At 67.3% G+C, this 24,122-nt stretch carries 19 protein-coding genes; 16 read left to right on the plus strand and 3 right to left on the minus strand.

The window, feature by feature from the left end:
• Window positions 1-4 precede the first annotated feature (4 nt).
• The 4 genes from O0J15_RS11655 to O0J15_RS11670 all read left to right on the plus strand — a co-directional run bounded on the left by O0J15_RS11655 (window position 5) and on the right by O0J15_RS11670 (window position 10,634).
• The gene (locus tag O0J15_RS11655; RefSeq protein WP_019660096.1) at window positions 5-2,041 is read left to right on the plus strand and encodes a methyl-accepting chemotaxis protein; all 2,037 of its coding nucleotides are present in this window, start codon (window positions 5-7) and stop codon (window positions 2,039-2,041) included.
• A gap of 100 nt (window positions 2,042-2,141) precedes the next feature.
• Window positions 2,142-8,846, plus strand: coding sequence for an Hpt domain-containing protein (locus O0J15_RS11660; protein WP_308305689.1), 6,705 nt, complete (start codon window positions 2,142-2,144; stop codon window positions 8,844-8,846).
• A complete protein-coding gene (locus tag O0J15_RS11665) occupies window positions 8,833-10,173 on the plus strand; it encodes a chemotaxis protein CheB (protein WP_164145263.1) in 1,341 nt (446 codons plus the stop codon). The genes O0J15_RS11660 and O0J15_RS11665 overlap by 14 nt, the downstream gene beginning before the upstream one ends.
• On the plus strand, window positions 10,170-10,634 hold the full coding sequence (locus tag O0J15_RS11670) for a chemotaxis protein CheW (protein WP_005410712.1): 465 nt from the start codon (window positions 10,170-10,172) through the stop codon (window positions 10,632-10,634). Before O0J15_RS11665 ends, O0J15_RS11670 begins: the two co-directional genes overlap by 4 nt.
• Before the next feature lie 154 nt (window positions 10,635-10,788).
• Here O0J15_RS11670 and O0J15_RS11675 read toward each other — a convergent pair whose 3' ends face one another.
• Both O0J15_RS11675 and bioA read right to left on the minus strand, forming a co-directional pair.
• The gene (locus O0J15_RS11675) at window positions 10,789-11,526 is read right to left on the minus strand and encodes a 16S rRNA (uracil(1498)-N(3))-methyltransferase (RefSeq protein ID WP_308305690.1); all 738 of its coding nucleotides are present in this window, start codon (window positions 11,524-11,526) and stop codon (window positions 10,789-10,791) included.
• Window positions 11,517-12,908 (minus strand): adenosylmethionine--8-amino-7-oxononanoate transaminase, encoded by a 1,392-nt coding sequence (gene bioA, locus O0J15_RS11680; RefSeq protein ID WP_308305691.1) that lies wholly within the window; start codon window positions 12,906-12,908, stop codon window positions 11,517-11,519. Before bioA ends, O0J15_RS11675 begins: the two co-directional genes overlap by 10 nt.
• A gap of 77 nt (window positions 12,909-12,985) precedes the next feature.
• Between bioA and nudE the strand changes: the two genes are divergently transcribed.
• The 10 genes from nudE to O0J15_RS11730 all read left to right on the plus strand — a co-directional run bounded on the left by nudE (window position 12,986) and on the right by O0J15_RS11730 (window position 20,420).
• Window positions 12,986-13,549 carry an ADP compounds hydrolase NudE gene (nudE, locus tag O0J15_RS11685; RefSeq protein WP_019660090.1) on the plus strand — a complete coding sequence of 188 codons (564 nt, stop codon included), beginning with the start codon at window positions 12,986-12,988 and terminating at the stop codon, window positions 13,547-13,549.
• Window positions 13,546-14,349 carry a 3'(2'),5'-bisphosphate nucleotidase CysQ gene (cysQ, locus tag O0J15_RS11690; protein ID WP_019660089.1) on the plus strand — a complete coding sequence of 268 codons (804 nt, stop codon included), beginning with the start codon at window positions 13,546-13,548 and terminating at the stop codon, window positions 14,347-14,349. The genes nudE and cysQ overlap by 4 nt, the downstream gene beginning before the upstream one ends.
• 13 nt (window positions 14,350-14,362) lie before the next feature.
• Window positions 14,363-15,202: a nucleoside triphosphate pyrophosphohydrolase gene (gene mazG, locus O0J15_RS11695; protein ID WP_308305692.1), complete on the plus strand. Its 840-nt coding sequence runs from the start codon at window positions 14,363-14,365 to the stop codon at window positions 15,200-15,202.
• The gene (locus tag O0J15_RS11700; protein ID WP_010482716.1) at window positions 15,199-15,528 is read left to right on the plus strand and encodes a YnfA family protein; all 330 of its coding nucleotides are present in this window, start codon (window positions 15,199-15,201) and stop codon (window positions 15,526-15,528) included. The genes mazG and O0J15_RS11700 overlap by 4 nt, the downstream gene beginning before the upstream one ends.
• 125 nt (window positions 15,529-15,653) lie before the next feature.
• On the plus strand, window positions 15,654-15,956 hold the full coding sequence (locus O0J15_RS11705) for a DUF962 domain-containing protein (RefSeq protein WP_019660087.1): 303 nt from the start codon (window positions 15,654-15,656) through the stop codon (window positions 15,954-15,956).
• A gap of 66 nt (window positions 15,957-16,022) precedes the next feature.
• Complete coding sequence (locus O0J15_RS11710) at window positions 16,023-16,982, plus strand: SPFH domain-containing protein (RefSeq protein WP_019660086.1); 960 nt, start codon at window positions 16,023-16,025, stop codon at window positions 16,980-16,982.
• Between the two features lies 1 nt (window position 16,983).
• Complete coding sequence (locus O0J15_RS11715; protein WP_019660085.1) at window positions 16,984-17,427, plus strand: NfeD family protein; 444 nt, start codon at window positions 16,984-16,986, stop codon at window positions 17,425-17,427.
• A 122-nt stretch (window positions 17,428-17,549) separates the two neighbouring features.
• Window positions 17,550-18,662, plus strand: coding sequence for a glycine cleavage system aminomethyltransferase GcvT (gene gcvT, locus O0J15_RS11720; protein WP_164145266.1), 1,113 nt, complete (start codon window positions 17,550-17,552; stop codon window positions 18,660-18,662).
• A gap of 94 nt (window positions 18,663-18,756) precedes the next feature.
• Entirely contained in the window at window positions 18,757-19,152 is a 396-nt protein-coding gene (gene gcvH / locus O0J15_RS11725) for a glycine cleavage system protein GcvH (RefSeq protein ID WP_019660083.1), read from the plus strand.
• A 773-nt stretch (window positions 19,153-19,925) separates the two neighbouring features.
• Window positions 19,926-20,420, plus strand: a complete 495-nt coding sequence (locus O0J15_RS11730; RefSeq protein WP_308305693.1) for a hypothetical protein — start codon at window positions 19,926-19,928, stop codon at window positions 20,418-20,420.
• Between the two features lie 239 nt (window positions 20,421-20,659).
• On the opposite strand, the gene O0J15_RS11735 is transcribed toward O0J15_RS11730, so the two are convergent.
• A complete protein-coding gene (locus tag O0J15_RS11735) occupies window positions 20,660-22,063 on the minus strand; it encodes a serine hydrolase (protein WP_019660081.1) in 1,404 nt (467 codons plus the stop codon).
• Between the two features lie 284 nt (window positions 22,064-22,347).
• Here O0J15_RS11735 and O0J15_RS11740 point away from each other — a divergent pair, with 284 nt between their 5' ends.
• Both O0J15_RS11740 and O0J15_RS11745 read left to right on the plus strand, forming a co-directional pair.
• On the plus strand, window positions 22,348-23,676 hold the full coding sequence (locus tag O0J15_RS11740) for an MFS transporter (RefSeq protein WP_308305694.1): 1,329 nt from the start codon (window positions 22,348-22,350) through the stop codon (window positions 23,674-23,676).
• Between the two features lie 30 nt (window positions 23,677-23,706).
• Complete coding sequence (locus O0J15_RS11745) at window positions 23,707-24,057, plus strand: DUF1304 domain-containing protein (RefSeq protein WP_111102078.1); 351 nt, start codon at window positions 23,707-23,709, stop codon at window positions 24,055-24,057.
• Window positions 24,058-24,122 lie beyond the last annotated feature (65 nt).

Below are 24,122 nucleotides of genomic sequence, written 5' to 3' on the forward strand. Positions count from 1 at the left end.
AACGATGAGTACTGCTTCGGACGCCACCAAGACCGGCAAGCTGCGGCTGGGCGGCAGCAACCTCTGGCTGTTCCTGCTGCTGGCATCGATGATCCTGTTCGGCGTCAACACCGGCGTCGCTACCTGGCAGGGCAGTCGCCTGGCCGATGCCGGTTCCAAGGCGGCCGACCTGCAGGTGCTGTCGCAGCAGTTGGCCAACCAGGGCCGTGACGCGGTGGGCGGCAACGCGCAGGCGTTCACTGCCTTCAAGGCCACCCGCAACGCGATCGAACAGAATGTGTCGACCCTGCAGGGCCGCTATGGCAAGGAGCCGGGCGTGTCCGGTGCGATCGCCACGCTGGGCGAGACCTGGGCGCCGCTGGGCAAGCAGGCCGGGCAGCTGGTGGCCAGTGAACCGGCGGTGCTGGCCCTGGCCGGCAACGCCAACAACTTCACCGGCGCCGTGCCGGGGCTGCAGGCCCAGCTGAACGAGCTGGTGCGTGCGATGTCCGCTGCCGGCGCGCCCTCGTCGCAGGTGTACAGCGCACTGCAGCAGGTCGTGGTGGCCGGCTCCATGGCCCGCCGCGTAACCGAAATGCGCGCCGGTGGCAGCGGCGCTGCTACGGCCGGCGATGCGCTGGCGCGTGACATCACCGTGTTCTCGCAGGTGCTCGACGGCCTGCGCAATGGCAACGAGGAACTGGGCATCACCGCCGTGCGCGGTGCCGCTGCCGTGGCCGCGCTGGAACAGTCGCAGCAGAAGTGGGAAGCGATGAAGCAGGACGCTGACGCGATCCTGGCCAGCTCGCGCCAGCTGTTCGCGGCGCAGTCCGCCGCCACCGCGCTGGGCCAGGGTTCGGCCCACATGCTGGATGACAGCCGCAAGCTGTTCGACGCGTTCTCCTCGTTCGGCTCGGTGTCTGACACGCGCCTGTTCCCGAACTTCTGGATCGGTGTGGTCTCCGGTGCGCTGTCGCTGATCGCGATCATCGGCTTCGTTTCCACCAACGTGCGCAGCCGCTCGCGCGAGCAGGAACTGCGCTACCAGACCCAGGTGGAATTCAACAGCCGCAACCAGCAGGCGATCATGCGGCTGCTGGACGAAATCTCATCGCTGGGTGAGGGCGACCTGACGGTGAAGGCCTCGGTGACCGAGGACATGACCGGTGCCATCGCCGACGCGATCAACTACGCCGTCGACGAGCTGCGCCACCTGGTGACCACCATCAATGACACCTCGGCCAAGGTCGCGCTGTCCACCCAGGAGACCCAGGCCACCGCCATGCAGCTGGCAGAGGCGGCCGGCCACCAGGCCAACCAGATCACCTCGGCGTCGGACCGCATCGGCGAAATCGCGGCAAGCATCGAACAGGTGTCGCGCAACTCGGCCGAGTCGGCCGACGTGGCACAGCGCTCGGTGGTGATTGCCGCCGAAGGTGCCGGCGTGGTGCGCGAGACCATCCAGGGCATGGACCAGATCCGTGACCAGATCCAGGAAACCTCCAAGCGCATCAAGCGCCTGGGTGAGTCGTCGCAGGAAATCGGCTCGATCGTGGAACTGATCAATGACATTTCCGAGCAGACCAACATCCTGGCGTTGAATGCAGCGGTGCAGGCGGCGTCGGCCGGTGAAGCGGGCCGCGGTTTCGCGGTCGTGGCCGACGAAGTGCAGCGCCTGGCAGAACGCACCTCGGGTGCGACCCGACGCATCGAGAACCTGGTGCAGGCGATTCAGGCCGACACCAACGAAGCGGTCACCTCGATGGAACAGACCACCGCCGAAGTGGTGTCCGGTGCACGCCTGGCCGAGGATGCCGGCACCGCGCTGACCGAGATCGAGCGCGTGTCCAATGCACTGAACACCCTCATCAAGAACATCTCCATCGCCGCCCAGCAGCAGTCGGCTGCGGCCTCGGACATCACCCGCACCATGGGCGTGATCCGGCAGATCACCGGCCAGACCTCGCAGGGTGCGGGGCAGACCGCCGAATCGATCGGCCATCTCGCGCAGCTGGCGGCGGACCTGCGCCGTTCGGTCGCCGACTTCAAGCTGCCGGCGTGACGCGGGCAGGGCGGCGAGCAAGGAACCAGTCGATGAAGCATTTCCATTTCCCACGCCAGAACTCGCGCGGCCACCGCGCGGCGGCGAACGGAGCGCGTCCATGAGCAGTCTGCGCGATGCGATGAGCCACGCAGCGCTGGGCTGGGTCAAGCCCGAGCTGGACGAGACCCTGCGCCAGGTGCGCAACGAGGTCGAGTACTACGCCGAAGACCCGAGCGATGCCAGCCGCATGCGCATCTGCGCCGGCTACCTGCACCAGGTGCAGGGCACCCTGCGCATGGTCGAGCTGTATGCACCGGCGATGGTGGCCGAGGAACTGGAACAACTGGCCAATGCCATCGGGGCCGACGGCGTGGCCGACCGTGATGAAGCCTGCGCGACCCTGATGCGTGGCAGCGTGCTGCTGCCCGACTACCTGGAGCGCCTGCAGAACGGCCACCGCGACATCCCGATCGTGCTGATGCCGCTGCTCAACGAGATCCGTGCCGCGCGTGGCGAAGAAGGCGTGCATGACAGCGTGCTGCTGGCATTCGCACCGGACAGCGTCACCGCCACCGAGGCCGAGCTGGACCATGCCCGCGGCAGCCTGAGCGGGCGCAACCGCGAGTTGCTGGACACGGTCGGCAGTGCGGTGAAGGAAGAACTGCTGCGCATCAAGGATGCGCTGGACCTGCACCTGCGCACCGGCGGTGCTCCGGAACAGCTGCAGACCCAGGCCAACGAGCTCGGGGCGGTGGCCGATACGCTGGGCATGATGGGCCTGGGCGTGGCCCGCAGCGTGGTCGTGCAGCAGCGTGACGCACTGCGTGGGGTGGTGGAAGGGCGCCAGCAGATCAATGAGAACCTGCTGCTGGATATCGCCGGGGCACTGCTCTACGTGGACGCCTCGCTGGACGACCAGGTCGCCCATCTGGGCGCTGGCGGCAGTGGCGAGGACGATCCGAGCGCGGTTGAGAACCGCCGCACGGTGGAGGTGCTGGCGCATGAAGCCATCGCCAACTTCGCCGCCGCCCGCGAGCATTTCGTCGCGTTCATCGAAACCAGCTGGAACCATGCCGAGCTGCAGGATGTGCCGCGCCTGCTGGGTGATGTATCCGGTGCGCTGCGCATGCTCGATCTGGGCACCGCCGCAGACTACCTGCGTGGCGTACAGCAGTACATCGAGGCCGAGCTGATCGGTCGCCAGCGCGTGCCCAGTGGCCGCCAGCTGGACACCCTGGCCGATGCCATGGCCAGCCTGGAGTACTACCTGGAAGCCCTGCGCGACCGCCGTCCGGGCCGCGAGGACATCCTCGACATCACCCGCAGCAGCCTTGAAGCGCTGCGCTATTGGCCGTTGCCGGACCGCAACGCGGTGGAACCGGTTGCCGCCGCGCCGGTTCCGTTCGCATCGCTGCTGGTGGACCGGGAGCCGGTCGCGCTGCAGGCCGAGCCTTTGCAGCCGGAGCGCATCGAGATTCCGGTTCAGCCAGCCGCGCCCGCCGCCGGCACTGTGCCGGTGCCCTTGCCGGACTTCACCTTTGATCCACCACCGGCCACGCCTGCACCGGAGGTGCTGGACAACCGCCTGATGTTCGGTGCGCTGGGGAACCTTGCATCCACACCGCTGTCGCTGCATGACGACCGCGAGGCGGCGCTGGTCTTCGCCGCCTCCAGCGCGCCTGCGCCCGAGGTGCCGCAGTGGGATCTCGCGCCGTTCCATCCGGACGCCGATCCGGCCGCGAGTGCCGAAGACGAACGCAGCCCGACCTTCGCCAGTTTCGATCCGGTCAGCTTCGAACGCGCCGAAACCGGAATGGAATCGGTGCCGCAATGGACGCTGTCGGAGGCGACACCACCGGTATCGGCTGATGTGGCAGTGGCGGATGTCGAGCACGACGTCGACGCGTCGGTACCCTTTGACACCACTGGCTTTGCAGCGCCGGTGTTCGACCCGGTGGCTGCCGAGCACGATGTGGTTGCTGCCCGTGACGACGTGGTGTTCCGTTTCGACGCCGATGCGCTGGATAACGCCGACGACGTGCTGTCGCTGCACGCCATGGAGACGCTTTCGCTGGACGACGACGCCGGACTGCATCCGTCGCTGGAGACCGTCGATGACGCCACGCCCCAGCCGTTGGACGAAAGCCCCGTGGTTGCCGAAGTCGACGCCGTTGCGGCGGATGTGCCGGAGCACGCGGCCGCGCCGATGGCCGAGGTGCTGACGCCGGCCTCCGATGCACCGGCACCGGCGGTGTCGGTGATTGATATCGACACCATCGCACCGATCGATTTCAGCGAAGCCGACGCACAGTTCTTTGCCGAGCTGAGCGCCGCGGCGGCCGACTTCAATCCGCAGGCCATGGCGGCTCCGCCCGCTGCGGACATCCCGGTCGTGGCTGGGACCGAGGCCGGCTTCGAGGCCGGCTTCGACGACGATGCCGAGAACATCGACGAGGACATCCGCGAGGTGTTCCTGGAAGAGTTCGACGACGAACTGGCCAACCTTGGCACGCTGCTGCCGGCATGGCGCACGCAGCTGGACAACATGGACCGGCTGCGGCCGATCCGCCGCATCTTCCACACCCTCAAGGGCAGTGGCCGACTGGTCGGCGCGCGCACCCTGGGGGAGTTCGCCTGGAAGATCGAGGGCATGCTCAACCGCGTGCTCGATGGCAGCCGGCCGGCCACGCCGGCCGTGCTGGCAATGGTCGACAATGCGCACGCCGCACTGCCGCAGTTGAATGCCGCGCTGCGCCATGGCCAGCGCATCAGCGTGGACCTGCAGGCAATGCAGGCCATCGCCGATCGGGTCGGCGCCGGCGAGGAGACCTTCTACGTGCCGTTGCCGGCTGCGGCCGCACCGGCAGCGACACTGGCCGAGTCCGAAGGCGAAGACGAAATCAGCCGCCTGCTGGACGCCGAGGCCGCTGCGTCGGCGCAGGCCGATGCCTCGGCGGTGGCCGAAGACGCCGGGACCCCGGCCAACATCGACAGCGTGCTGCGCGAGATCCTCGAGGCCGAGGTCGAAGTCCACCAGGCGACCCTGCAGGAGTGGCTGCGCTCGGCACAGCAGGCACCGCAGCCGGTCAGCGACGCACTGCTGCGTGCGGTTCACACCATGAACGGCGCCTTCGCGATGACCGAAGTGCCGGAAATCACCGCCGTTACCGGCGGCGCCGAGTCCTACATCAAGCGGGCTCTGGCCGCCGATGTGGTACCTGGCGACGAGGGTGTCGCCGCGCTGGACGCAGCTGCGCAGGCGATCACCGCGACCATGGAGGCGCTGCAGGCCGAACACCCGCGCATTGCGCCGCAGGATGCGCTGGTGCAGCGGCTGCAGGCATTGGCTGGCAAGCTGCCGGAAGCGCGCTGGCCGCTGTTCGCGTCGGAAGACGAGGATGAAGAGGGCACCGAACCGGCGCCAGATGTCGAGCAGGCATCCGAAGCCGAAGCGCCGCTGGCCGGCCTGGACGCGCTGGGCGAAACCAGCATGCGCGTTGCTTCCGATGCGGCTCCCGATCTCATTGCCGAACCGCAGCCGCTTGCCGAAGATGCGCTGGAACCGGTTCCATCTGCGCCCGACCTCAGGACGCCGGACGTCGCCGCCGACAGTGGCCTGGAAGTCGGCGAGTTGACCGCCAGCGACGATCTTTCGCGTTACTTCGATGCCGGCTGGCCGTCGGTGCAGGGAGAAGATGAACCCGCAGTGGCGTACACCGGCGCGATTGAATCGATCCAGCCGGTGGAGAGTGCGCCTGTTGTCGAAGGGGCCGACGCAGCTGCCGCGCCCACGATCGAGACCGTCGACGACGCTGATCTGACCATGGCCGACGATCTGTCGCCGTACCTCGACGCCAGTGCGCTGCCGGTCGACGACCGCGACGCGGAAGAGCTGCCGGTGTCTGCGGAAGTTGACGCGATCGACCTGAATACGTCCTTGTCCTTTGATTCGGGCAGCGGCGATGACAGCGTCATTGACGACGCTGCTGCATTGCCACTCGACAGCGAGCTGTCGAGCCTGCAGGATGAAATGGCTGTGCCGGGTTTCGCAGAGCCGGTCACGCTGGCAGCCGCGCTCGAGGCCGGCCTGCACGTGATCGAGCAAGAGCGGACCCTGGACGACGACGGGCAATGGCCCGTGATCGGCCTCCAGGCCAGCGAACTCGCGCCGGGCGAGGCAGATGCCTTTGCCGAGGATGCGGACGTCGGCGGGGAGGCGGCGGTCGGTGAAGGAGAGAGCGCCGATCAGCCGTCCCCGGCGACGGTGATTGAGGCGTTCAGCGCAGAGGCACGCGTTGGCAGTGGTGCTCCGGTGCGGTTCTTCGAAATGGAAGAGGCGCCGGGCCAGGGCACGATCAACACCGGTGACGGCACGGAGATCGCAGCGGCCGACATCGAGCCCCCTGCGCCGGATGTTGAGCAGGCGCCTGTTGCGGCGGATGCCGAAGACGGTGCCGATGCCGATGCGCTTGACTTCAGCGTGTACGACCGCGAGCTGGTCGACATCTTTGTCGAGGAAGGCAGGGACCTGCTCGACCACTGTGATGGCCTGATCAGCGAGCTGCGTGATGCACCGCAGGATCGCGAGGTGCTGGCCGGCCTGCAGCGTGACCTGCACACCCTCAAAGGGGGCGCTCGCATGGCCGGTATCAATGCCATCGGCGACCTCGGCCACAGCATCGAATCGCTGCTGGAAGCGGTGGCCGCTGGCCGTACCGAAATCGAGCGCCGCGACGTGCAGCTGCTGGAACGCGGCTTTGACCGCCTGCACCAGCTGCTCACCCGTACCGGCACCCACCGCGTGGTGGAGCCGGCGCTGGATCTGGTGGAGGCCTTCGAGGTTCGCACCACCACCGATATTGCTGCAGCCGCCACGGCCGCGCGTGCAGCCAGCGAGGCCGAGACCGTGGCGGCGCAGGCTGCGGCCACGCTGACGCCGATTGTCGACGCGCCGCTGTCGGCACCGCTGCCGGCCGAGGGTACGGTCGATGAAGACCCCCTGGCACGTCCGCAGCAGGAACAGGTGCGCGTGCGCGCCGACCTGCTCGACCGCCTGGTCAATCATGCCGGTGAAGTGGCGATCTACCGCTCGCGGCTGGAACAGCAGCTCGGCGCCTTCCGCGGCGCGATGGGCGAACTGGAGCGCACCAATGCGCGACTGCGCGACCAGCTGCGCCGCCTCGACCTGGAAACCGAGGCGCAGATCGTCGCCCGCTACCAGCGCGAGCAGGACCAGGCCGACCAGAAGTTCGATCCGCTGGAACTGGATCGCTTCTCCACCCTGCAGCAGCTCAGCCGTGCGCTGAACGAGTCCGCCGCCGACCTTGGCGGCCTGCAGGGCGTGCTGGACGATCTGTCGCGCCAGTACGATTCGCTGCTGCAGCAGCAGTCGCGCGTCAGCTCCGAGCTGCAGGATGGCCTGATGCGCGCGCGCATGGTGCCGTTCGATGGCCTGGTGCCGCGCCTGCGCCGCGTGGTCCGCCAGGCCGGCATGGATACCGGCAAGCAGGTCCACCTGACTCTGGAAGGCACCCACGGCGAACTGGACCGCAACGTCCTCGATCGCATGGTCGCGCCGCTGGAACACATGCTGCGCAACTCGGTGGCCCATGGCCTGGAAGCGCCGGAACAGCGCCGCGCCGCCGGCAAGCCGGAGGAGGGCGAGATCGCCATCCGCCTGCACCGCGAAGGCTCGGAAATCGTCCTGGAAGTGGCCGATGACGGCGCTGGCCTGGACCGCGAAGCGATCCGCCGCCGCGCCATCGACCGCGGCCTGCTGGCCGCCGATGCGCAGCCGAACGAGCAGGAACTGGACAACCTCATCTTCGCGTCAGGCTTCACCACCGCCGACCAGGTCAGCCAGCTGGCCGGCCGTGGCGTGGGCATGGACGTGGTGCGCAACGAAGTGCGCCAGCTGGGTGGCTCGGTCGATATCCAGTCAGTGCGTGGGCAGGGCGTGCGCTTCACCCTGCGCCTGCCGCAGACGCTGGCGGTCACCCAGGCGGTGTTCGTGCAGATCGGCGAAACCACCTTCGCAGTGCCGGTGGCCTCGGTCAGTGGTATCGGCCGCCTGTCGCGCGAGCGCTTCGAGGCTGCCGACAGCAGCTACCGCTACAGCGGCGAAGACTATCCGCTGTACGACCTTGGCAGCTTGGTCGGCCAGGCCCCGGCGCGTGCCGACGGCCAGGAGCAGGTGCCACTGCTGCTGGTCCGTGCCGGTGATCTGCGCGCCGCCGTCGCGATCGACCAGGTGCTGGGCAACCGCGAAATCGTGGTCAAGCCGGTCGGCCTGCAGATCGCGTCGGTGCCGGGGATCTACGGCGCCACCATCACCGGCGACGGCCGCGTGGTGGTGATCCTGGACGTGGCGCCGCTGGTGCGCCGTTTCCTGGCCAACCCGACGCTGCCGGTACTGGCCAATGCGCCGCGCCAGGAGCGCCAGGTGCCGCTGGTGATGGTGGTCGACGACTCGCTGACCATGCGCAAGGTCACCGGCCGCATCCTCGAACGCCACAACTTCGAGGTCAGCGTTGCGCGCGACGGCGTGGAAGCACTGGAGCGACTGGAAGAGCGGGTACCGGACCTGATGCTGCTGGACATCGAGATGCCGCGCATGGATGGCTACGAGCTGGCTACCGCGATGCGTGCCGACCCGCGCTACAGGGACGTGCCGATCGTGATGATCACTTCGCGCAGCGGTGACAAGCACCGCCAGCGCGCCTTCGAGATCGGTGTCCAGCGTTATCTGGGCAAGCCGTACCAGGAACTGGACCTGATGCGTAACGTGTACGACCTGTTGGGGATCGCCCGTGTCCGTGAGTGAAACCCAGGCGGCTCCGGCCGTTGCCCTGCTGGCCCGTCCCGGCGCGGCGCGCGAGCGCCTGCGCGAGGCACTGTCGCATGCGGATGTGCAGCTGGTGCTGGAAGACGACCCGAACAGCCTTGAGCCGCAGCTGCTGCACGACGCCCGACCTCAGGTCGTGGTGATTGCGCTGGAGACCGCCATTGAGGACGCATTGGAGCGCCTGGAATCGGTGTTGTCCGCACCGGGCCTGACCCTGGTCTTCGACGAGGCCGAACTGGCCGCACGTCGTGATGGCTGGGAGGCCCAGCGCTGGGGCCGTCATCTGGCCGCGAAGCTGCATGGCCATCAGCAGGTGTTGCCGCCGGGGGCCGAAGAAGAACCCAGCCTGCAACTGGCGCCGGGCCATCCGGCACCGCCACCGGCACCGCAGGAAGAAGCGCTGCAGGCGCACCTGGACCAGGCATCGAGCTGGGCCGACGAGGTCCCCGCGGACAGCCTGTACTCGCCGCCTGCGCAGCTGCACGAACCGATTGCGCTGGAACAGGCGCTGGCGGCGCTGCAGCCGGTCGTGCCTGAGCCGCTGGAGGCCCCCGAACCGCCATCGCTGGCGGAGATCGCGCCCGCAGCACCGCCCATTCCGCCGACCTCCTTCGACCACACCGCATGGTCGCTGGTCGATGACGTGGCCGACGTTCCGGCAGCCGCTTCGCAACACGCCGCGCCGGAGGCACCGCTGCCTTCCTTCGATACCGGCCATCTGAGCCTGGTCGATCTGGATGCTGGTGCGCCCGTGGGCGCACGCGCCGGATCGTTGCTGGTGCTGGCCGGCATCGGCGGCCCGGATGCACTGCGTCGCCTGCTGGGCGCGCTGCCTGCATCGCTGAGCGTCCCGGTGCTGGTGCATATGCGCTTGGACGGTGGCCGCTACGGAAACCTGGTCAAGCAGATGGCGCGCGTGTCGCCGCTGCCGGTGCAGCTGGCCGAAGTCGGCCAGCGTGCAACACCCGGTGAAGTGCACGTGCTGGCCGATGACATCGGCGTGCAGGCAGCCAGCGACGGCCTGCATTTCGTCAGCGACGCGCAAGGGATCTCGATTGCCGCGCTGCCGGCTGAGCACACCGCGCTGGTCCTGCTCAGCGGCGCCGACCTTGCGCTTGTGGGGCCGGCACTGGATCTGGCCGCCGCCGGTGCGTGGGTGGCCGGGCAGGTCGGCGAGGGCTGCTATGACCCTGCCGCGGCCACGGCGGTGGTCGCCGCTGGCATGGTGGCCGGTGAACCACAGGAACTGGCGCAGGCCATCGCCTCGCGCTGGGGCGTGGAAGACGATAACGGAGACGCACCATGAGCTATGCCAGCAATGACGAAATCCGAGGCGTCCTGATCCAGGCCGGCAACGAACGCGTGCTGCTGCCCAATGCCACCGTGGCCGAAATGATGTCGCGGGTGCCGGTGCAGCCGGTTTCCGATGCCCCGCGCTGGCTGGTCGGCGAAATCGGCTGGCACGGCTGGCAGGTGCCGCTGGTGTCGTTCGCGCGCCTTTCCGGCCTGGGCGAGGAGGCCGTGGGCGGCCACAACAAGGTGGTGGTGCTGAAGGCCCTCAGCGGCAACGCGCAGCGCCCGTACTACGCGCTGCTGACGCAGAATTTCCCGCAGCTGATCTCGGTGCCGCGCGATGGCCTGCTGGCCGATGCTTCCGAGGAAACCCTGCCGCAGATCGTGCACATGCGCGTGCTGCTGGGTGAGCAGAGCGCGCTGCTGCCGAACCTGGACGCACTGGAAGCCGCCCTGGATTCGCTGGCGGCTTGATCCACCAGGCTGGTAGTGCCGGCTGCCGACCGGCACCGAGCCGAGCATGGCTCGGCTCTACAAGGAAACTGCAATCTGGCGCGGGCCCTGTAGAGCCGAGCCTACGCTCGGCTGCCGCCCTGGACGCGCTGGCCGGCACTACAACGAATCAGCCTCACCCCAGATCGCCCAGCCGCGCCTGCAATGCGGCAATCGCGGCCAGCCCGGCGGTCTCGGTACGCAGGATGCGTGGCCCCAGCTGCAGGCCCTGGAATCCTGCAGCTGCCAACTGATCACGGTCGCGCGGCGACCAGCCGCCTTCCGGACCGATCGCGATCACGATGCCGCCCGCCGGCGCCGCGTCCAGCGTCGACAGGCGATGGGCACCCAGCGGGTCCAGGGTCAGCCGCAGCGTATCGGCCGGCAGTGCCGCCGCGGCCTGTGCCAGCGACAGCGGCGGGCCCACCTGCGGAATGCTCGCGCGCCCGGACTGGCCGCAGGCCGAGGTCACCACATTGTTCCAGTGCGACACGCGCTTCTCCGCCCGAGCCGCATCCAGCTTCACCTCGGTACGCTCGGCATTCACCGGAATGATCGCCGCCACGCCCAGCTCGGTGGCCTTCTGCAGGATCAGGTCCATCTTTTCGCCTCGGGCAATGCCCTGCAGCAGGATGATCGCCAGCGGCGATTCGTTGTCCACCGCCTGCACCGCATCGATGCGCACCTGCACCTCACGCTTGCCGGCGGCAGTCAGCGTGGCGCTGTAGTCGTGGCCATCGCCGTTGAACAGCACGCAGGTATCACCCTCGCGCAGGCGCATCACCCGCACCAGATGGTTGGCCGTCTCTTCCGGCAGGGTCACGGTCTGGCCGCTGTGCAGCGCCAGGTCGATGGGGCAGCGGGTCACGCGCATGCAATCGCCTCGTCAATCGCCGCCAGCGTGGTATGTGCCAGCAGCTCCAGTTGTTCGTCGTCCACGCAGTAGGGCGGCATCCAGTACAGCACGTCGCCCAGCGGACGCAGTACCACGCCACGTTTCAGCGCGGCCTTGTAGGCATGCAGGCCCAGCCGCATGGCCGGGTCGAAGGGCGTGCGCTTGTTGCCGTCGCGCGACAGCTCGAAGGCAACTACCATGCCGGCCTGGCGCACGTCGGCCACGTGCGGATGGTCGCTGAACGGTGCGGCCAGCGTGCCCATCACCGAGGCGATGCCACGGTTGCGGGCGATCACATCGTCTTCGCGGAAGATGTCCAGCGTGGCCAATGCCGCCGCGCAGGCCAGCGGGTTGCCGGTATAGCTGTGCGAATGCAGGAAGGCGCGCTCGCGTGAGTCGTCGAGGAACGCGTCGTACAGCGCCTGCGTGGCCAGCACGGTGGCCAGCGGCAGGAAGCCGCCGGTCAGGCCCTTGGACAGGCACATCAGGTCCGGCATCACCCCGGCCTGCTCGCAGGCGAACAGGGTGCCGGTGCGGCCGAAACCGGTGGCGATCTCGTCGGCGATCATGAACGCGCCATGGGCGTCGCATAGTTCGCGCACGCGCTGCAGGTAGACCGGGTCATGCATGCGCATGCCGCCGGCGCACTGCAGGCGCGGTTCCAGGATCACCGCACAGATCTCGCCCGGGTGCTGGTCGAACAGCGTGGCAAGGCCATCGGCGGCCTGCCGTGCACGCTCAGCCGGGCTCTGACCGGGCTCAGCCAGGAAAGCATCCGGCGAGGGCGCGAACAGCGCTTCGGCCAGCAGCGGCGCATAGACGCGGCGATACAGCGGAATGTCTCCCAGCGCCAGCGCGCCGAGGGTCTCGCCGTGGTAGCCGTTCTCCAATGCGATGAAACGCGTGCGCTGCGGTTCCCCTCGGTTGTGGAAATACTGGAAGGCCATCTTCAGCGCCACTTCCACGCCGGCGGACCCGTTGTCGGCGTAGAACACCTTGGCCAGTGGTTCGCGGCCAGGCTGGCGTGGGGCCAGTGCGAGCAGGCGTTCGGCCAGGCTGATGGCTGGCTCATGGCCGAAGCCGGCAAGCATCACCTGTTCCAGTTGCCTGGCCTGGGCGGCAATGGCACCACCGATGCGCGGTTCGGCATGGCCGAACAGGTTGGTCCACCAACTGCTGACGGCGTCCAGGTAGCGATTGCCGTCGTGGTCGATCAACCATGCGCCTTCACCACGGGCGATCGGCACCAGCGGCAGGGTATGCGGGTGCTCGCGCATCTGCGTGCACGGGTGCCAGAGCACCTGCAGATCGCGTTGCCGCCAGTGCTGGGCCAGCGGGGAGGGGGTTGGGTCTGCTAGCATTTCGGGCTCATGAACATGTTGCTGCCTGCACATTCTATCGGCACCGGCGCAGGCGCCGGCCGCCGCGGAGATCCCACATGAACGATGACCGTGCCGGGCGTCGCTTGCCGATCATCCATCGGATCACCGATGAGGAGAACGGCCCCTTCCAGCGGCAGCATCTGGACCTGGAGTTCTCCAACGGCGAACGCCGCCGGTTCGAACGTCTGGTCAGCCGAGGTCATGGCGCAGTGGTGGTGGTGCCGATGCTCGACGACGAGACCGTACTGCTGGTACGTGAATACGCTGCCGGCATGCACCGCTATGAACTGGGGTTGGTCAAGGGGCGGATCGATGCCGGCGAGACCCCCGAGCAGGCCGCCGACCGCGAGCTGAAGGAAGAGGCCGGTTTCGGCGCGCGCCGGGTCGATGTGCTGCGCGCGATGACCCTGGCCCCGACCTACATGAGCCACCAGTCGTGGCTGGTGGTGGCACGCGACCTGTACCCGGAAAAGCTGGCCGGCGACGAGCCGGAAGAACTGGAAGTCATCCCGTGGAAGCTGGCCGAGCTGGACCAGCTGATGCTGCGCGAGGACTTTTCCGAGGGGCGCTCGCTGGCGGCACTGTTCATCGCCCGCCAGTGGCTGCAGGGACTGCGATGATCAAGCTGACCACGGACCTGCGCGAGACCGCCATCGCCATCGCCCAGGACGCCGGACGGGCCATCATGCAGGTCTATGCCGATGGCTTCGATGTACAGATCAAGGACGACAGCAGCCCTGTCACCAGTGCCGACCTGGCGGCCAACCAGGTCATTGAACAGGGCCTGCAGCAGCTGACCCCGGACCTGCCAATCCTGTCCGAAGAATCGGCACAGGTGGCCTGGGAGCAGCGCCGCCACTGGGGCGCGTACTGGCTGGTCGATCCGCTCGACGGCACCCGTGAATTCGTCAAGCGCAACGGCGAGTTCAGTGTCAACATCGCGCTGATCTACCAGGGCGCACCGGCCTTCGGCGTGGTGCTGGCCCCGGTGACCGGCATCGTCTGGCATGCCATGCGCGGCGAGCTGGCCTATCGCCGGCAGGGCCTGCACGACACCGTGCTGCGCACCCGCACGCCGGCCACCGTACCGCTGCGGGTTGCTGCCAGCCGCTCGCACCGCTCACCGGAAACCGAGGCCCTGCTGGCAAGGATGGGCCGCATCGAGACCATCGCGCAGGGCTCGTCGCTGAAGTTCTGCCGGATCGCCGAAGGTGGCCTGGATGTCTATCCGCGGCTGGGCCCGACCTCCGAATGGGATACCGCCGCCGGCCAGTGCGTGCTGCACGCCGCCGGCGGCGCGGTGCTGTCGGCCGCGACCGGCAAGCCGTTCCGTTACAACCGCCGCGAAACCCTGTTGAACGGCGATTTCATTGCCCTTGGTGACACCAGCCTGCCATGGCGCGACTGGTTGTCCGATTGACCCTGGAGGCCGCATGAGCGCGCACGACACTCCCGCCACCGGCAGCGCCGCCACCCATGAGCTGGAGCGCCTGCTGGCGATCATGGCGCGCCTGCGCGACCCGCAGGGCGGCTGCCCTTGGGACCTGGAGCAGAACTTCGCAACCATCGCGCCATATACCATCGAGGAAGCCTACGAAGTGGCCGATGCGATCGATCGCGGCGATCTCGATGATCTTTGCGATGAACTGGGCGATCTGCTGCTGCAGGTGGTGTTCCATGCGCGCATGGCCGAGGAGCAGGGCGCGTTTGCCTTCGCCGAGGTCGCCCGTGCGATCAGCGACAAGATGCAGCGCCGCCACCCGCACGTGTTCGCCGAGGTGAGCGTCGACGATGCCCACGGCGTGACGCGCAACTGGGAGGCGATCAAGCGTGCCGAGCGTGCGGCCAAGGGCGAGCAGGACACCTCCGCACTGGCCGGCATCTCGCGCGGCTTGCCGGAGTGGCAACGTGCGGTGAAGCTGCAGTCGCGCGCGGCCAAGGTCGGTTTCGACTGGCCAGGTCCGCTGCCGGTGCTGGACAAGGCGGCCGAGGAACTGCAGGAGTTGCGCGAGGAGTTCGAGCGCGGGGATATCGCCGGCAACAAGGCGCGCCTGCAGGAAGAGCTGGGTGACCTGCTGTTCGTCTGCGCCAACCTGGCCCGCCATGCCGACATCGACCTGGGCGCGGCGCTGCGCGGGGCCAACCACAAGTTCGAACGTCGCTTCCGTGCGATGGAAGCGCAGGCCGACGCGCAGGGGGAAGCGCTGGCCGCGATGGACCTGGAGGCGCAGGAAGCGCTGTGGCAGCAAGCCAAGGCAGCGGAGAAAGCGTGAAGACACTCGGCCTGTTCCTGCTGACCGCGCTGGCCGAGATCGTCGGCTGCTATCTGCCGTGGCTGTGGCTGCGCAAGGGCGGCAGCATCTGGCTGCTGCTGCCGGCGGCCGCCAGCCTGGCGCTGTTCGCCTGGCTGCTGACCCTGCACCCGACCGCCAGTGGGCGGGTCTATGCCGCCTACGGTGGGGTCTACATCGGCACGGCGCTGTTCTGGTTGTGGCTGGTCGACGGCATCCGTCCCAGCCGGTGGGACCTGTTCGGTGCCGCCCTGTGCCTGGCCGGCATGGCAGTGATCATGTTCGGTCCGCGCACCTCATCGGTGTAGAGCCGAGCCATGCTCGGCCGCTCTTCCTTCCCACTGCGCCGGCGCGCGCAAGCCGAGCATGGCTCGATGCTGCAAGGGCAGCGATGGTGCATGATGGTGGCGGCCCTGGTCCCCGGAGCACGCGCATGTCCCGCTTCGCCAGCTTCCGCGAGTTCTATCCGTTCTATCTCAGCGAGCACCGCCACCCGGTTTCGCGGCGGCTGCACTTCATCGGCAGCTGCGGCGTGCTGGTGCTGGTCATGGCAGCGGGCCTGCGCGGGCAGCCGATGCTGTTGCTCGCTGCGCTGGCCTGCGGCTATGGATTCGCCTGGGTCGGCCATTTCTTCTTCGAGAAGAACCGTCCGGCCACCTTCCAGCATCCGCTGTACTCGTTCATGGGCGACTGGGTGATGTTCGCCGACATCCTGCGCGGGCGCGTGCCCTGGTAGTTCCGCTGTGAATGTGGCCTTCACGCGCTATGCTGGGGCCTGGACGTCACAGATAAGGAAAGCGAGATGTTCCCGACCATGTTCTTTACCGTGGTACTGGCCTTCGTGGCCGTGGTCATCCTGTTCAAGGCGGTACGGATGGTGCCCCAGGGCTTCGAATGGACCGTCGAGCGCTTCGGGCGCTACACGCACACCATGACGCCGGGCCTGCATTTCCTGATCCCGATCGTGTACGGGGTGGGGCGCAAGGTGAACATGATGGAGCAGGTGCTGGATGTGCCCAGCCAGGAAGTGATCACCAAGGACAACGCCGCCGTGCGCGTGGACGGCGTGGTGTTCTTCCAGGTCCTGGACGCTGCCAAGGCCGCTTATGAGGTCGCGAATCTGGAAGTGGCAATGATCGCCCTGGTGCAGACCAACATCCGTACCGTGATCGGCTCGATGGACCTGGATGAATCGCTCAGCCAGCGCGAGGTGATCAATGCCCAGCTGCTGAGCGTGGTCGACCATGCCACCAATCCCTGGGGCGTGAAGGTCAACCGCATCGAGATCCGCGACATCCAGCCGCCGCGCGACCTGCTGGATGCGATGGCGCGGCAGATGAAGGCCGAGCGCGAGAAGCGCGCGCAGATCCTCGAGGCAGAGGGTTCGCGCCAGTCGGAGATCCTGCGCGCCGATGGCGAAAAGCAGGCTACCGTGCTGGAGGCTGAGGGCCGTCGCGAAGCCGCGTTCCGCGATGCGGAGGCCCGCGAGCGCCTGGCCGAGGCCGAAGCCAAGGCGACCCAGATGGTGTCGGCGGCGATTGCCGAAGGTGACGTGCAGGCGATCAACTACTTCGTCGCCCAGAAGTACGTCGAGGCGTTCAAGGAACTGGCCAGCTCGCCGAACCAGAAGCTGGTGCTGATGCCGATGGAGGCCAGCGGCGTGATCGGTTCGATCGCTGGCGTGGCCGAACTGGCCAAGCAGGCACTGGGCGACCAGACCACCAAGGCCGCAGGCAAGCGGCCACCGCCGATCGGAGGCTGACATGCGCTGGGAAGTCGTCGGTTGGGGCGCGTTGGCGCTGCTGCTGTTCGCGGCAGAGGCGTTGGCACCCGGGGCGTTCATGCTGTGGATCGGCATTGGCGCAGCGGCCGTGTTCGTCCTGGTTGCGGTGTTCAGCGGCATTCCGTTGCTGTGGCAGGTCGTTGCCTTCGTCGTGCTGAGCGTGGTCTCGATCCAGTGCTACCGGCGCTGGGGCAGGAAAAGGGCGCGGCCCAGCGATGCGCCGTTGCTCAACCGCCGTGCCGAGCAGCTGGTCGGTCGGGTGGTGCCCTTGCAGCAGGGCATCGTCAGCGGGCAGGGCCGGGTCAGCATCGATGACGCGTCCTGGCCGGTGAGCGGCCCGGAGCTGCCGGCGGGTACGTGGGTACGGGTGCTGGCGGTACAGGGCAGCACGCTGCAGGTTGAGGCTGCGGGCCGCTCCTTGTAGAGCCGGGCCTCTTCGTGCGGGCGTCGCGTGGGCTCGGCTCCGGCGCTGCGCTGCGGCGCGACCTGTGGGTGACCGATCTGGGATAATGGGGGTTCTTGTTTCCTCTGCTGCCGGACCCGGTCATGACCCAGAAGACGCTGCTCAACGATACCCACCGCGCCCTTGGCGCCAAGATGGTCGATTTCGGGGGTTGGGACATGCCCATCCACTACGGCTCGCAGCTGGACGAGCACCACCTGGTGCGCCGTGAGTCCGGTGTGTTCGACGTCAGCCACATGACCGTGGTCGATCTGCGTGGTGAGCAGGTCAAGCCGTTCCTGCGCCGCCTGCTGGCCAACTCGATCGACAAGCTGAAGGTCACCGGCAAGGCACTGTACTCGTGCATGCTCAATCCCCGTGGCGGCGTCATCGACGACCTGATCGTCTACTACCTGGGCGACGACTTCTTCCGCATGGTGGTCAATGCCTCGACCCGCGAAAAGGATCTGGCCTGGCTGCGTGAGCAGGCCGCACCGTTCGGCGTGTCCGTCGAGCAGCGTCCGGACCTGGCCATCCTGGCCGTGCAGGGGCCGCAGGCGCGCGACATCGTCATCAGCCTGGCCCGCGAAGCCGACCGCGCCGCGCTGACCAAGCTGGGCCGCTTCGCCGCCCTGCAGGTGCAGTCCGACGATGGCGTCGAGCTGTTTGTCGCCCGCACCGGCTACACCGGCGAAGACGGCTTCGAAATCCTGCTGCCGCAGGATGCCGTGGTCGCGTTCTGGAACCGCCTGCTGGCGGCAGGCGTGAAGCCGGCAGGCCTCGGCGCGCGCGACACGCTGCGCCTGGAAGCCGGCATGAACCTGTACGGCCAGGACATGGACGAAGAGATCAGCCCATATGAGGCAGCATTGGCCTGGACCGTGTCGCTGGACGAAGGCCGCGACTTCATCGGCCGCGGCGCGCTGGAAGCGCAGAAGGCTGCCGGCACCGCGCGCCAGATGATCGGCCTGGTGATGGACGAAAAGGGCGTGCTGCGCCACGGCCAGGCAGTGACGACGGCCAGCGGCGAGGGCGAGATCCTGTCCGGCACCTTCTCGCCGACGCTGGCCAAGGGCATCGCCTTCGCCCGCGTGCCGGCCGGTGAACTCGGCCAGGTCACCGTCGACATCCGCGGCCGGCAGGTGCCGGTACGCGTGGTCAAGTTCCCGTTCGTGCGCGAAGGCCAGGCCCAGCCCGGCGTGCTCGCCGACGCCTGATCCGAACGTGCCGGTCGTCACTGACAGCAGTGGCGGCCGGTTGGTTACACTAGCCCCGTTTTTTCCACCCCCTGCATATCTCTGGAGCAGTCCCATGAGCGAGATCCCCGGCGACCTCAAGTTCCTCAAGTCCCATGAGTGGGCCCGTGTCGAAGGCAATGGCCGCGTCACCGTCGGTATTTCCGACCACGCCCAGGGCCTGCTGGGTGACCTGGTCTACGTCGAACTGCCCGAAGTCGGCGCCGAGGCCAAGGCCGGCGAACAGATCGCCGTTGTCGAGTCGGTGAAGGCCGCCTCGGACGTCTACAGCCCGATCAGCGGCAAGGTCGTCGAGGTCAACTCGGCCCTGTCCGACAAGCCGGAAACCATCAACGAAGATGCCTACGGCGAAGGCTGGATGTTCGTGGTCGAACTGGCCAACGCCGAAGAGGTCAACGATCTGCTGGATCCGGACGCGTACGCCGAAGTCCTGGAGAGCGACGACCACTGAGTCGCGCTTGCGGATTCTGAAACGGCCACCTTCGGGTGGCCGTTTTCGTTTTGGCGAGTGCGTCGGACTCATGACGGCCGGTTCGCTTGGCACCCTCGGCGTGGCATCAGCGGACTGACAATCGGTGCCGATCGGCGTGCGCAGTTTTGCGCAAATCCGCGTTTCCGCCCCGCGCCGACGTACTCGGATGTGAAAACTTTTTGCCCCCGTTGCGGCGCCGTTGTGCTGGCGTTGGTGCCAGCGGCAGCCGGTGCTGGCGATGTGTGCACGCAGTGGCCACCGACGTGCATGCATCTGCGCAGAGTGCTTATTTCAAGTACTTTTTGTTCAACGCTTGCATGGTTGTTGCTGCAGGCAGCATGCGTGCGTGGCGCTTCGGCGGTCGTCGAGCGCGGAGCGTGGCGACCGTGCAGGCACCACCATGGATGGCGCGGATGTGAAAATTTTTCGCGGGGGTTGTTGACAGTAAAAAAAACCGTGATTAGGTTTCGCCTCAGCAGACCTTGCCTGCCCAACCGAGTGCGCAGAATCAATCGTCCGATGCGAAGCAGCCCCTTCAAGACCACCGCGACCCTGATGACGGTGGACATGGCCCCGCTTCCCCCGGAGAAATGCAAGGCAACTCCCGTTCCGATGCCCGCTCCGCCGATCGAGGCTGGCATTGCCGCATCCGTAACGGCGCGCCTGACGCGCCGGCGGTCCCCGCACGCAGCATCCGCGGGTTTGATCCACCTGGGCGTTTCAACTCCCTATCACTGACGAGGAGCCATCCCATGGCAACCAAGAAAGCTGCGAAGAAAAAGCCCGCCGCCAAGAAAGCGGTGAAGAAGGTCGCGAAGAAGGCCGCTGCCAAGAAGGCAGTGAAGAAGGTCGCGAAGAAGGCGACTGCCAAGAAGGCGGTGAAGAAGGCTGCGAAGAAGGTCGCCAAGAAGGCCACTGCGAAGAAGGCAGTGAAGAAGGCGGCGAAGAAGGTCGCCAAGAAGTCCACTGCCAAGAAGGCCACCAAGAAGGTAGCCAAGAAGGCCACCAAGAAGACTGCCAAGAAGGCAACGGCCCGCAAGCCGGCCAAGAAGGTCGCGAAGAAGGCAACTGCCAAGAAGGCCGTCAAGAAGGCCGCCAAGAAGGCAGTGAAGAAGACCGCGAAGAAGGCCACCAAGAAGGCTGCCCCGAAGAAGGCAGCGAAGAAGGTTGCCAAGCGCAAGCCGGCCGCCCGCAAGAAGAAGGCCGCTCCGGTCGCTCTGCCGGCAACCCCGGCACCGCTGATCTAAGTACTTCCCGATAGCCGCATCCTGAAACCCCTTCCCTGGCTGCCCAGCGGGGAGGGGGTTTTTTTATGGGGCCATTGCCAGCACCGAGCCATGGCCGACTGCCTTTCTGACGTTTGACGCGCCGCATCTGTGGAGCAGGGGCCTGTCTTCCGAGCTGGCCGGGCATGGCCAGGTCCCACAAAACAACAAAAAGGGCGGCCCCCAGGCCGCCCTTGATGCTCACGGTCGAGCCCGCCGGATCAGCGCGGGGAAGCCACCGCGCGGTTGCTCGAGGCGCCCTTGCCCTTGCGCTTGTCCTGCTGCTGCGCAGGGCTGCTGCCCTCGGCCATCAGGTTGTCGCTGCCGAAGTCGGTGTCCACGTCCAGCCAGCGCTGCGCCGGCAGGCCGAGCGCGGAGTCGAGCACGGTCGGCAGCAGGCCGCTGGGCAGGCTGCTTTCGCCGTTCCACATGATGGCGATGCCCAGATCGCGTTCCGGCACCAGCGCGACCAGGCCGCGGTAACCCTGTACGGCACCGGCATGGAACACCACGTCGTGGCCGGCGTAGTCGAAGGTGCGCCAGCCCAGGGCATAGCCCGCCGAATGCAGGCGCTCACGGCGCCAGCCTGAACGCATCTCGCCGGGGGTGCTGATCAGGCTCGAATGCAGCGTGGCCAGCAGCGGTGCCGGCAGCACGTCGGGGCGGTGGCCGGTGTGGGCGAGCAGCCACTGCGCCATGTCGCTGGCACTGGCATTGACGCCGGCCGCCGGGGCGACCCGGTAGTAGGTCGGCTTCGGCGTCAGCGAGACCCAGCCGTTGCGGCTGCGCACGTGCGGACGCGCCCAGCGCGAGCTGGCCTGGATGCCGGCCAGGCCGAGGCTGGCATCGTTCATGCCCAGCGGCTTGAAGATACGGCGCTCGACCGACTGCTCGTAGAAGCTGCCGGAGGCCGCGTAGACGACATCGCCGATCAGGCTGAAGGCCACGTTCTGGTAGGCATAGCACTCGCCCGGCAGGCACTTCAGGCTGGTGTTGGCCAGTTTCTGGGTCAACGCGTAGTACTCGGCGTTGCCTTCGATGTCGCGGTCGTAGGCGTTGTACGGCAGGCCGACGCGATGGCTGAGCACGTCGGCCACGGTCAGGCGATCAGTGGCTTCCGGCGAGTTCAGGCGGAAACCCGGCACGTAGTCGGTGACCTTGCTGTCCCAGCGCAGCGTGCCGTCGTTGACCAGCAGGCCGGCCATGGTGCCGGCGAAGGCCTTGGACAGCGAGGCCAGGCGGAACACGGTGTGCGCATCAACTGGCAGCGGATTGTTGACGTCGGTGACGCCATAGCCGCGCGCGCTGAGGATACGGCCGCCCTGCACGATCGCCACCGCCATGCCCGGCACGCGTTCGCCATAGGTGAGCTGCTGCGCCATCGATTCGATGTTGGCGACGTTGAAGCCGGGCGCCGGGGCCTGCACGCGGGGCACCAGGCCGGTGCGGTAGGCCGCCGGCTGGGTGTGGGCGACGGTGGGACCCGCAGCAGTTTCGATGTTGGTCGGCATCGGCGGCAACGCCGGCGGGGTCTGCGCGGTGGTGGACAAGGCAACGGGCATCAACATGCCCAGCAAACCGGTGGCCGCCGATCGGATCGGACGACGCAGGCTGTTCTTTTTCATCGGTTGGACCCGTGCGCGACTGCTGATGGCGATTCTAGCGCCGCTTTTCCCCTGTGCACAAACAAAGCGAAGATGAATGCGCATCTCGTTGAAAAAGTTGGCATTTTGACGCTCTGGAAGTGTGTCCGAACGTGTCGTTCCTGCCTCTCATGCCACTACGTTGCGGCCATCGGTGCGCGCGTCACGCTGGCGATGTTGCAGTGCATTGGCTAACGTACGCGCTTCACCGCCCCGGAGCCTGCCATGCCGCTGTCCAACCGCCGTCTTCTGGCGAGGGACGCCGCGTGAGCGCGGTGAAGGGCAAGGGGCCGCTGCGTGGGCTGACGGCGGCACTACGTGAGTCGCCGGCGCTGTGGTGGTCGTTCCTGTACTTCTTCTGCCTGCTCAGCGGCTACTACGTGCTGCGCCCGGTGCGTGAGGCGATGGCTGCCTCGGCGGACCTGGAAACGGTGTTCCCGCCAGTGCTGATCGCCTGGTTCGCCAGCCATGGCATCGCGTTGAAGGGCTTTGTCCTGCAGTTCCTGTTTTCCTGCGTGTTCGTGATCATGCTGGTGCTGCAGCCGGTGTACGGCTGGCTGGTCAGCCGGTTCCCGCGGCGGGTGTTCCTGCCGGCGGTGTATGGGTTCTTCATCGTCACCCTGCTGGGCTTCTACGTACTGTTCGATAGCGGTGTGCCGGGCCGCGGCATGGCGTTCTTTTTCTGGATCACTGTCTTCAACCTGTTCGCGGTGGCGGTGTTCTGGAGCTTCATGGCCGATGTGTTTTCCAACGCGCAGGCACGTGCTTTCTACGGTTACATCGGCGCGGCTGGCACCGTCGGTGCCTTCCTCGGTCCGATCATCACCAGTGCGCTGGTGCAGCGCGTGGGTATCGCCAACCTGATGCTGGTCTCTGCGGGATTCCTGGCCGTCTGCCTGTTGTGCATCTGGCGGCTGCGGCACTGGGCGGTGCTGCGCGAACGCGAGCAGCAACTGGTGTCCGGCGAGAAGCCAATGGGCGGCAGCGTGCTGGATGGCTTGAAACTGATTGTGCGTGAACCTCTGCTGCGCTGGCTGGCGATCATGGTGGTGTTCGGTGTGGGCGTGGGCACCCTGCTGTACAACCAGCAGGCCAGCATCGTGCGTGAGGCATTCAACGATGCAGGCGCTGCTACGGCCTTCTTCTCGCGTATCGACCTGGCGGTGAACGCACTGGCGCTGCTGATGCAGCTCGCCCTGACCCGCTGGCTGCTGTCCCGGCATGGCATTGCGCCGGCGCTGCTGATTCCTGGTTTCGCGATCCTGATCGGCTTCTCGGTGCTGGCGGCCTCGCCGATGCCGCTGATGGTCGCGGTGGTGCAGGTGATGACCCGCGCCAGTGAATTCGCGCTGGCCAAGCCGGCGCGCGAAACCATCTACACCCGCGTGGACCGCCAGTGGCGCTATAAGGCCGGCGCAGCGATCGACACGGTGGTCTACCGGGGCGCGGACCTGAGCTTTGCGTGGCTGCACAAGGGGCTGTCCCTGTTCGGCTCGCACGTGGTGTTCATGGGTGGCGTGGTGGTGGCCGGCTTCATGACCCTGGCCGCGTTCGGCGTGCTGCGCGAAGAAAAGAAACTGCCGCGCGACCGCTGACGCGGCCCAGTCTTCCCGAGGAGAGAAACGATGTCGCTGATCGCGCTGCTGCTGACCGTGCTGGTCGCGGTGCTGCACCTGTACTTCCTGGTGCTGGAGATGTTCCTGTGGACCCGCCCGCTGGGCCTGAAGACCTTCCGCAACACGCCGGAGAAGGCAGAGATCACGCGCGTGCTGGCGGCCAACCAGGGCCTGTACAACGGCTTCCTGGCGGCGGGCATCGTAGTGGGGCTGGTGATCGATCAGCCAGTGCTGGTGACGTTCTCGCTGGCCTGCGTGGTGGTGGCCGGGTGCTATGGCGCCTACAGCGTGAGCCGCCGCATTTTCATGATCCAGGCGGTGCCTGCGATCCTGGCGTTGGTTCTTCGCGCGGTGGCGTAGTTTCCAGCCAACGGCGCAGCCCCTCGTGGGGGGACGCGGGATGCGGTTTATCGGTTGGGCCGGAG

This window comes from Stenotrophomonas sp. Sm10 (assembly GCF_030985515.1).
GTDB classification, from domain to species: Bacteria; Pseudomonadota; Gammaproteobacteria; order Xanthomonadales; family Xanthomonadaceae; genus Stenotrophomonas; species Stenotrophomonas hibiscicola.

What these genes read in the sequence shown, in the direction of transcription:
- O0J15_RS11655 (WP_019660096.1), top strand. Translation starts at nt 5, where the DNA reads ATGAGTACTGCTTCGGACGCCACCAAGACCGGCAAGCTGCGGCTGGGC.
- O0J15_RS11660 (WP_308305689.1), top strand. Translation starts at nt 2,142, where the DNA reads ATGAGCAGTCTGCGCGATGCGATGAGCCACGCAGCGCTGGGCTGGGTC.
- O0J15_RS11670 (WP_005410712.1), top strand. Translation starts at nt 10,170, where the DNA reads ATGAGCTATGCCAGCAATGACGAAATCCGAGGCGTCCTGATCCAGGCC.
- O0J15_RS11675 (WP_308305690.1), bottom strand. Translation starts at nt 11,526, where the DNA reads ATGCGCGTGACCCGCTGCCCCATCGACCTGGCGCTGCACAGCGGCCAG.
- bioA (WP_308305691.1), bottom strand. Translation starts at nt 12,908, where the DNA reads ATGCTAGCAGACCCAACCCCCTCCCCGCTGGCCCAGCACTGGCGGCAA.
- nudE (WP_019660090.1), top strand. Translation starts at nt 12,986, where the DNA reads ATGAACGATGACCGTGCCGGGCGTCGCTTGCCGATCATCCATCGGATC.
- cysQ (WP_019660089.1), top strand. Translation starts at nt 13,546, where the DNA reads ATGATCAAGCTGACCACGGACCTGCGCGAGACCGCCATCGCCATCGCC.
- mazG (WP_308305692.1), top strand. Translation starts at nt 14,363, where the DNA reads ATGAGCGCGCACGACACTCCCGCCACCGGCAGCGCCGCCACCCATGAG.
- O0J15_RS11705 (WP_019660087.1), top strand. Translation starts at nt 15,654, where the DNA reads ATGTCCCGCTTCGCCAGCTTCCGCGAGTTCTATCCGTTCTATCTCAGC.
- O0J15_RS11710 (WP_019660086.1), top strand. Translation starts at nt 16,023, where the DNA reads ATGTTCCCGACCATGTTCTTTACCGTGGTACTGGCCTTCGTGGCCGTG.
- O0J15_RS11715 (WP_019660085.1), top strand. Translation starts at nt 16,984, where the DNA reads ATGCGCTGGGAAGTCGTCGGTTGGGGCGCGTTGGCGCTGCTGCTGTTC.
- gcvT (WP_164145266.1), top strand. Translation starts at nt 17,550, where the DNA reads ATGACCCAGAAGACGCTGCTCAACGATACCCACCGCGCCCTTGGCGCC.
- gcvH (WP_019660083.1), top strand. Translation starts at nt 18,757, where the DNA reads ATGAGCGAGATCCCCGGCGACCTCAAGTTCCTCAAGTCCCATGAGTGG.
- O0J15_RS11730 (WP_308305693.1), top strand. Translation starts at nt 19,926, where the DNA reads ATGGCAACCAAGAAAGCTGCGAAGAAAAAGCCCGCCGCCAAGAAAGCG.
- O0J15_RS11735 (WP_019660081.1), bottom strand. Translation starts at nt 22,063, where the DNA reads ATGAAAAAGAACAGCCTGCGTCGTCCGATCCGATCGGCGGCCACCGGT.
- O0J15_RS11745 (WP_111102078.1), top strand. Translation starts at nt 23,707, where the DNA reads ATGTCGCTGATCGCGCTGCTGCTGACCGTGCTGGTCGCGGTGCTGCAC.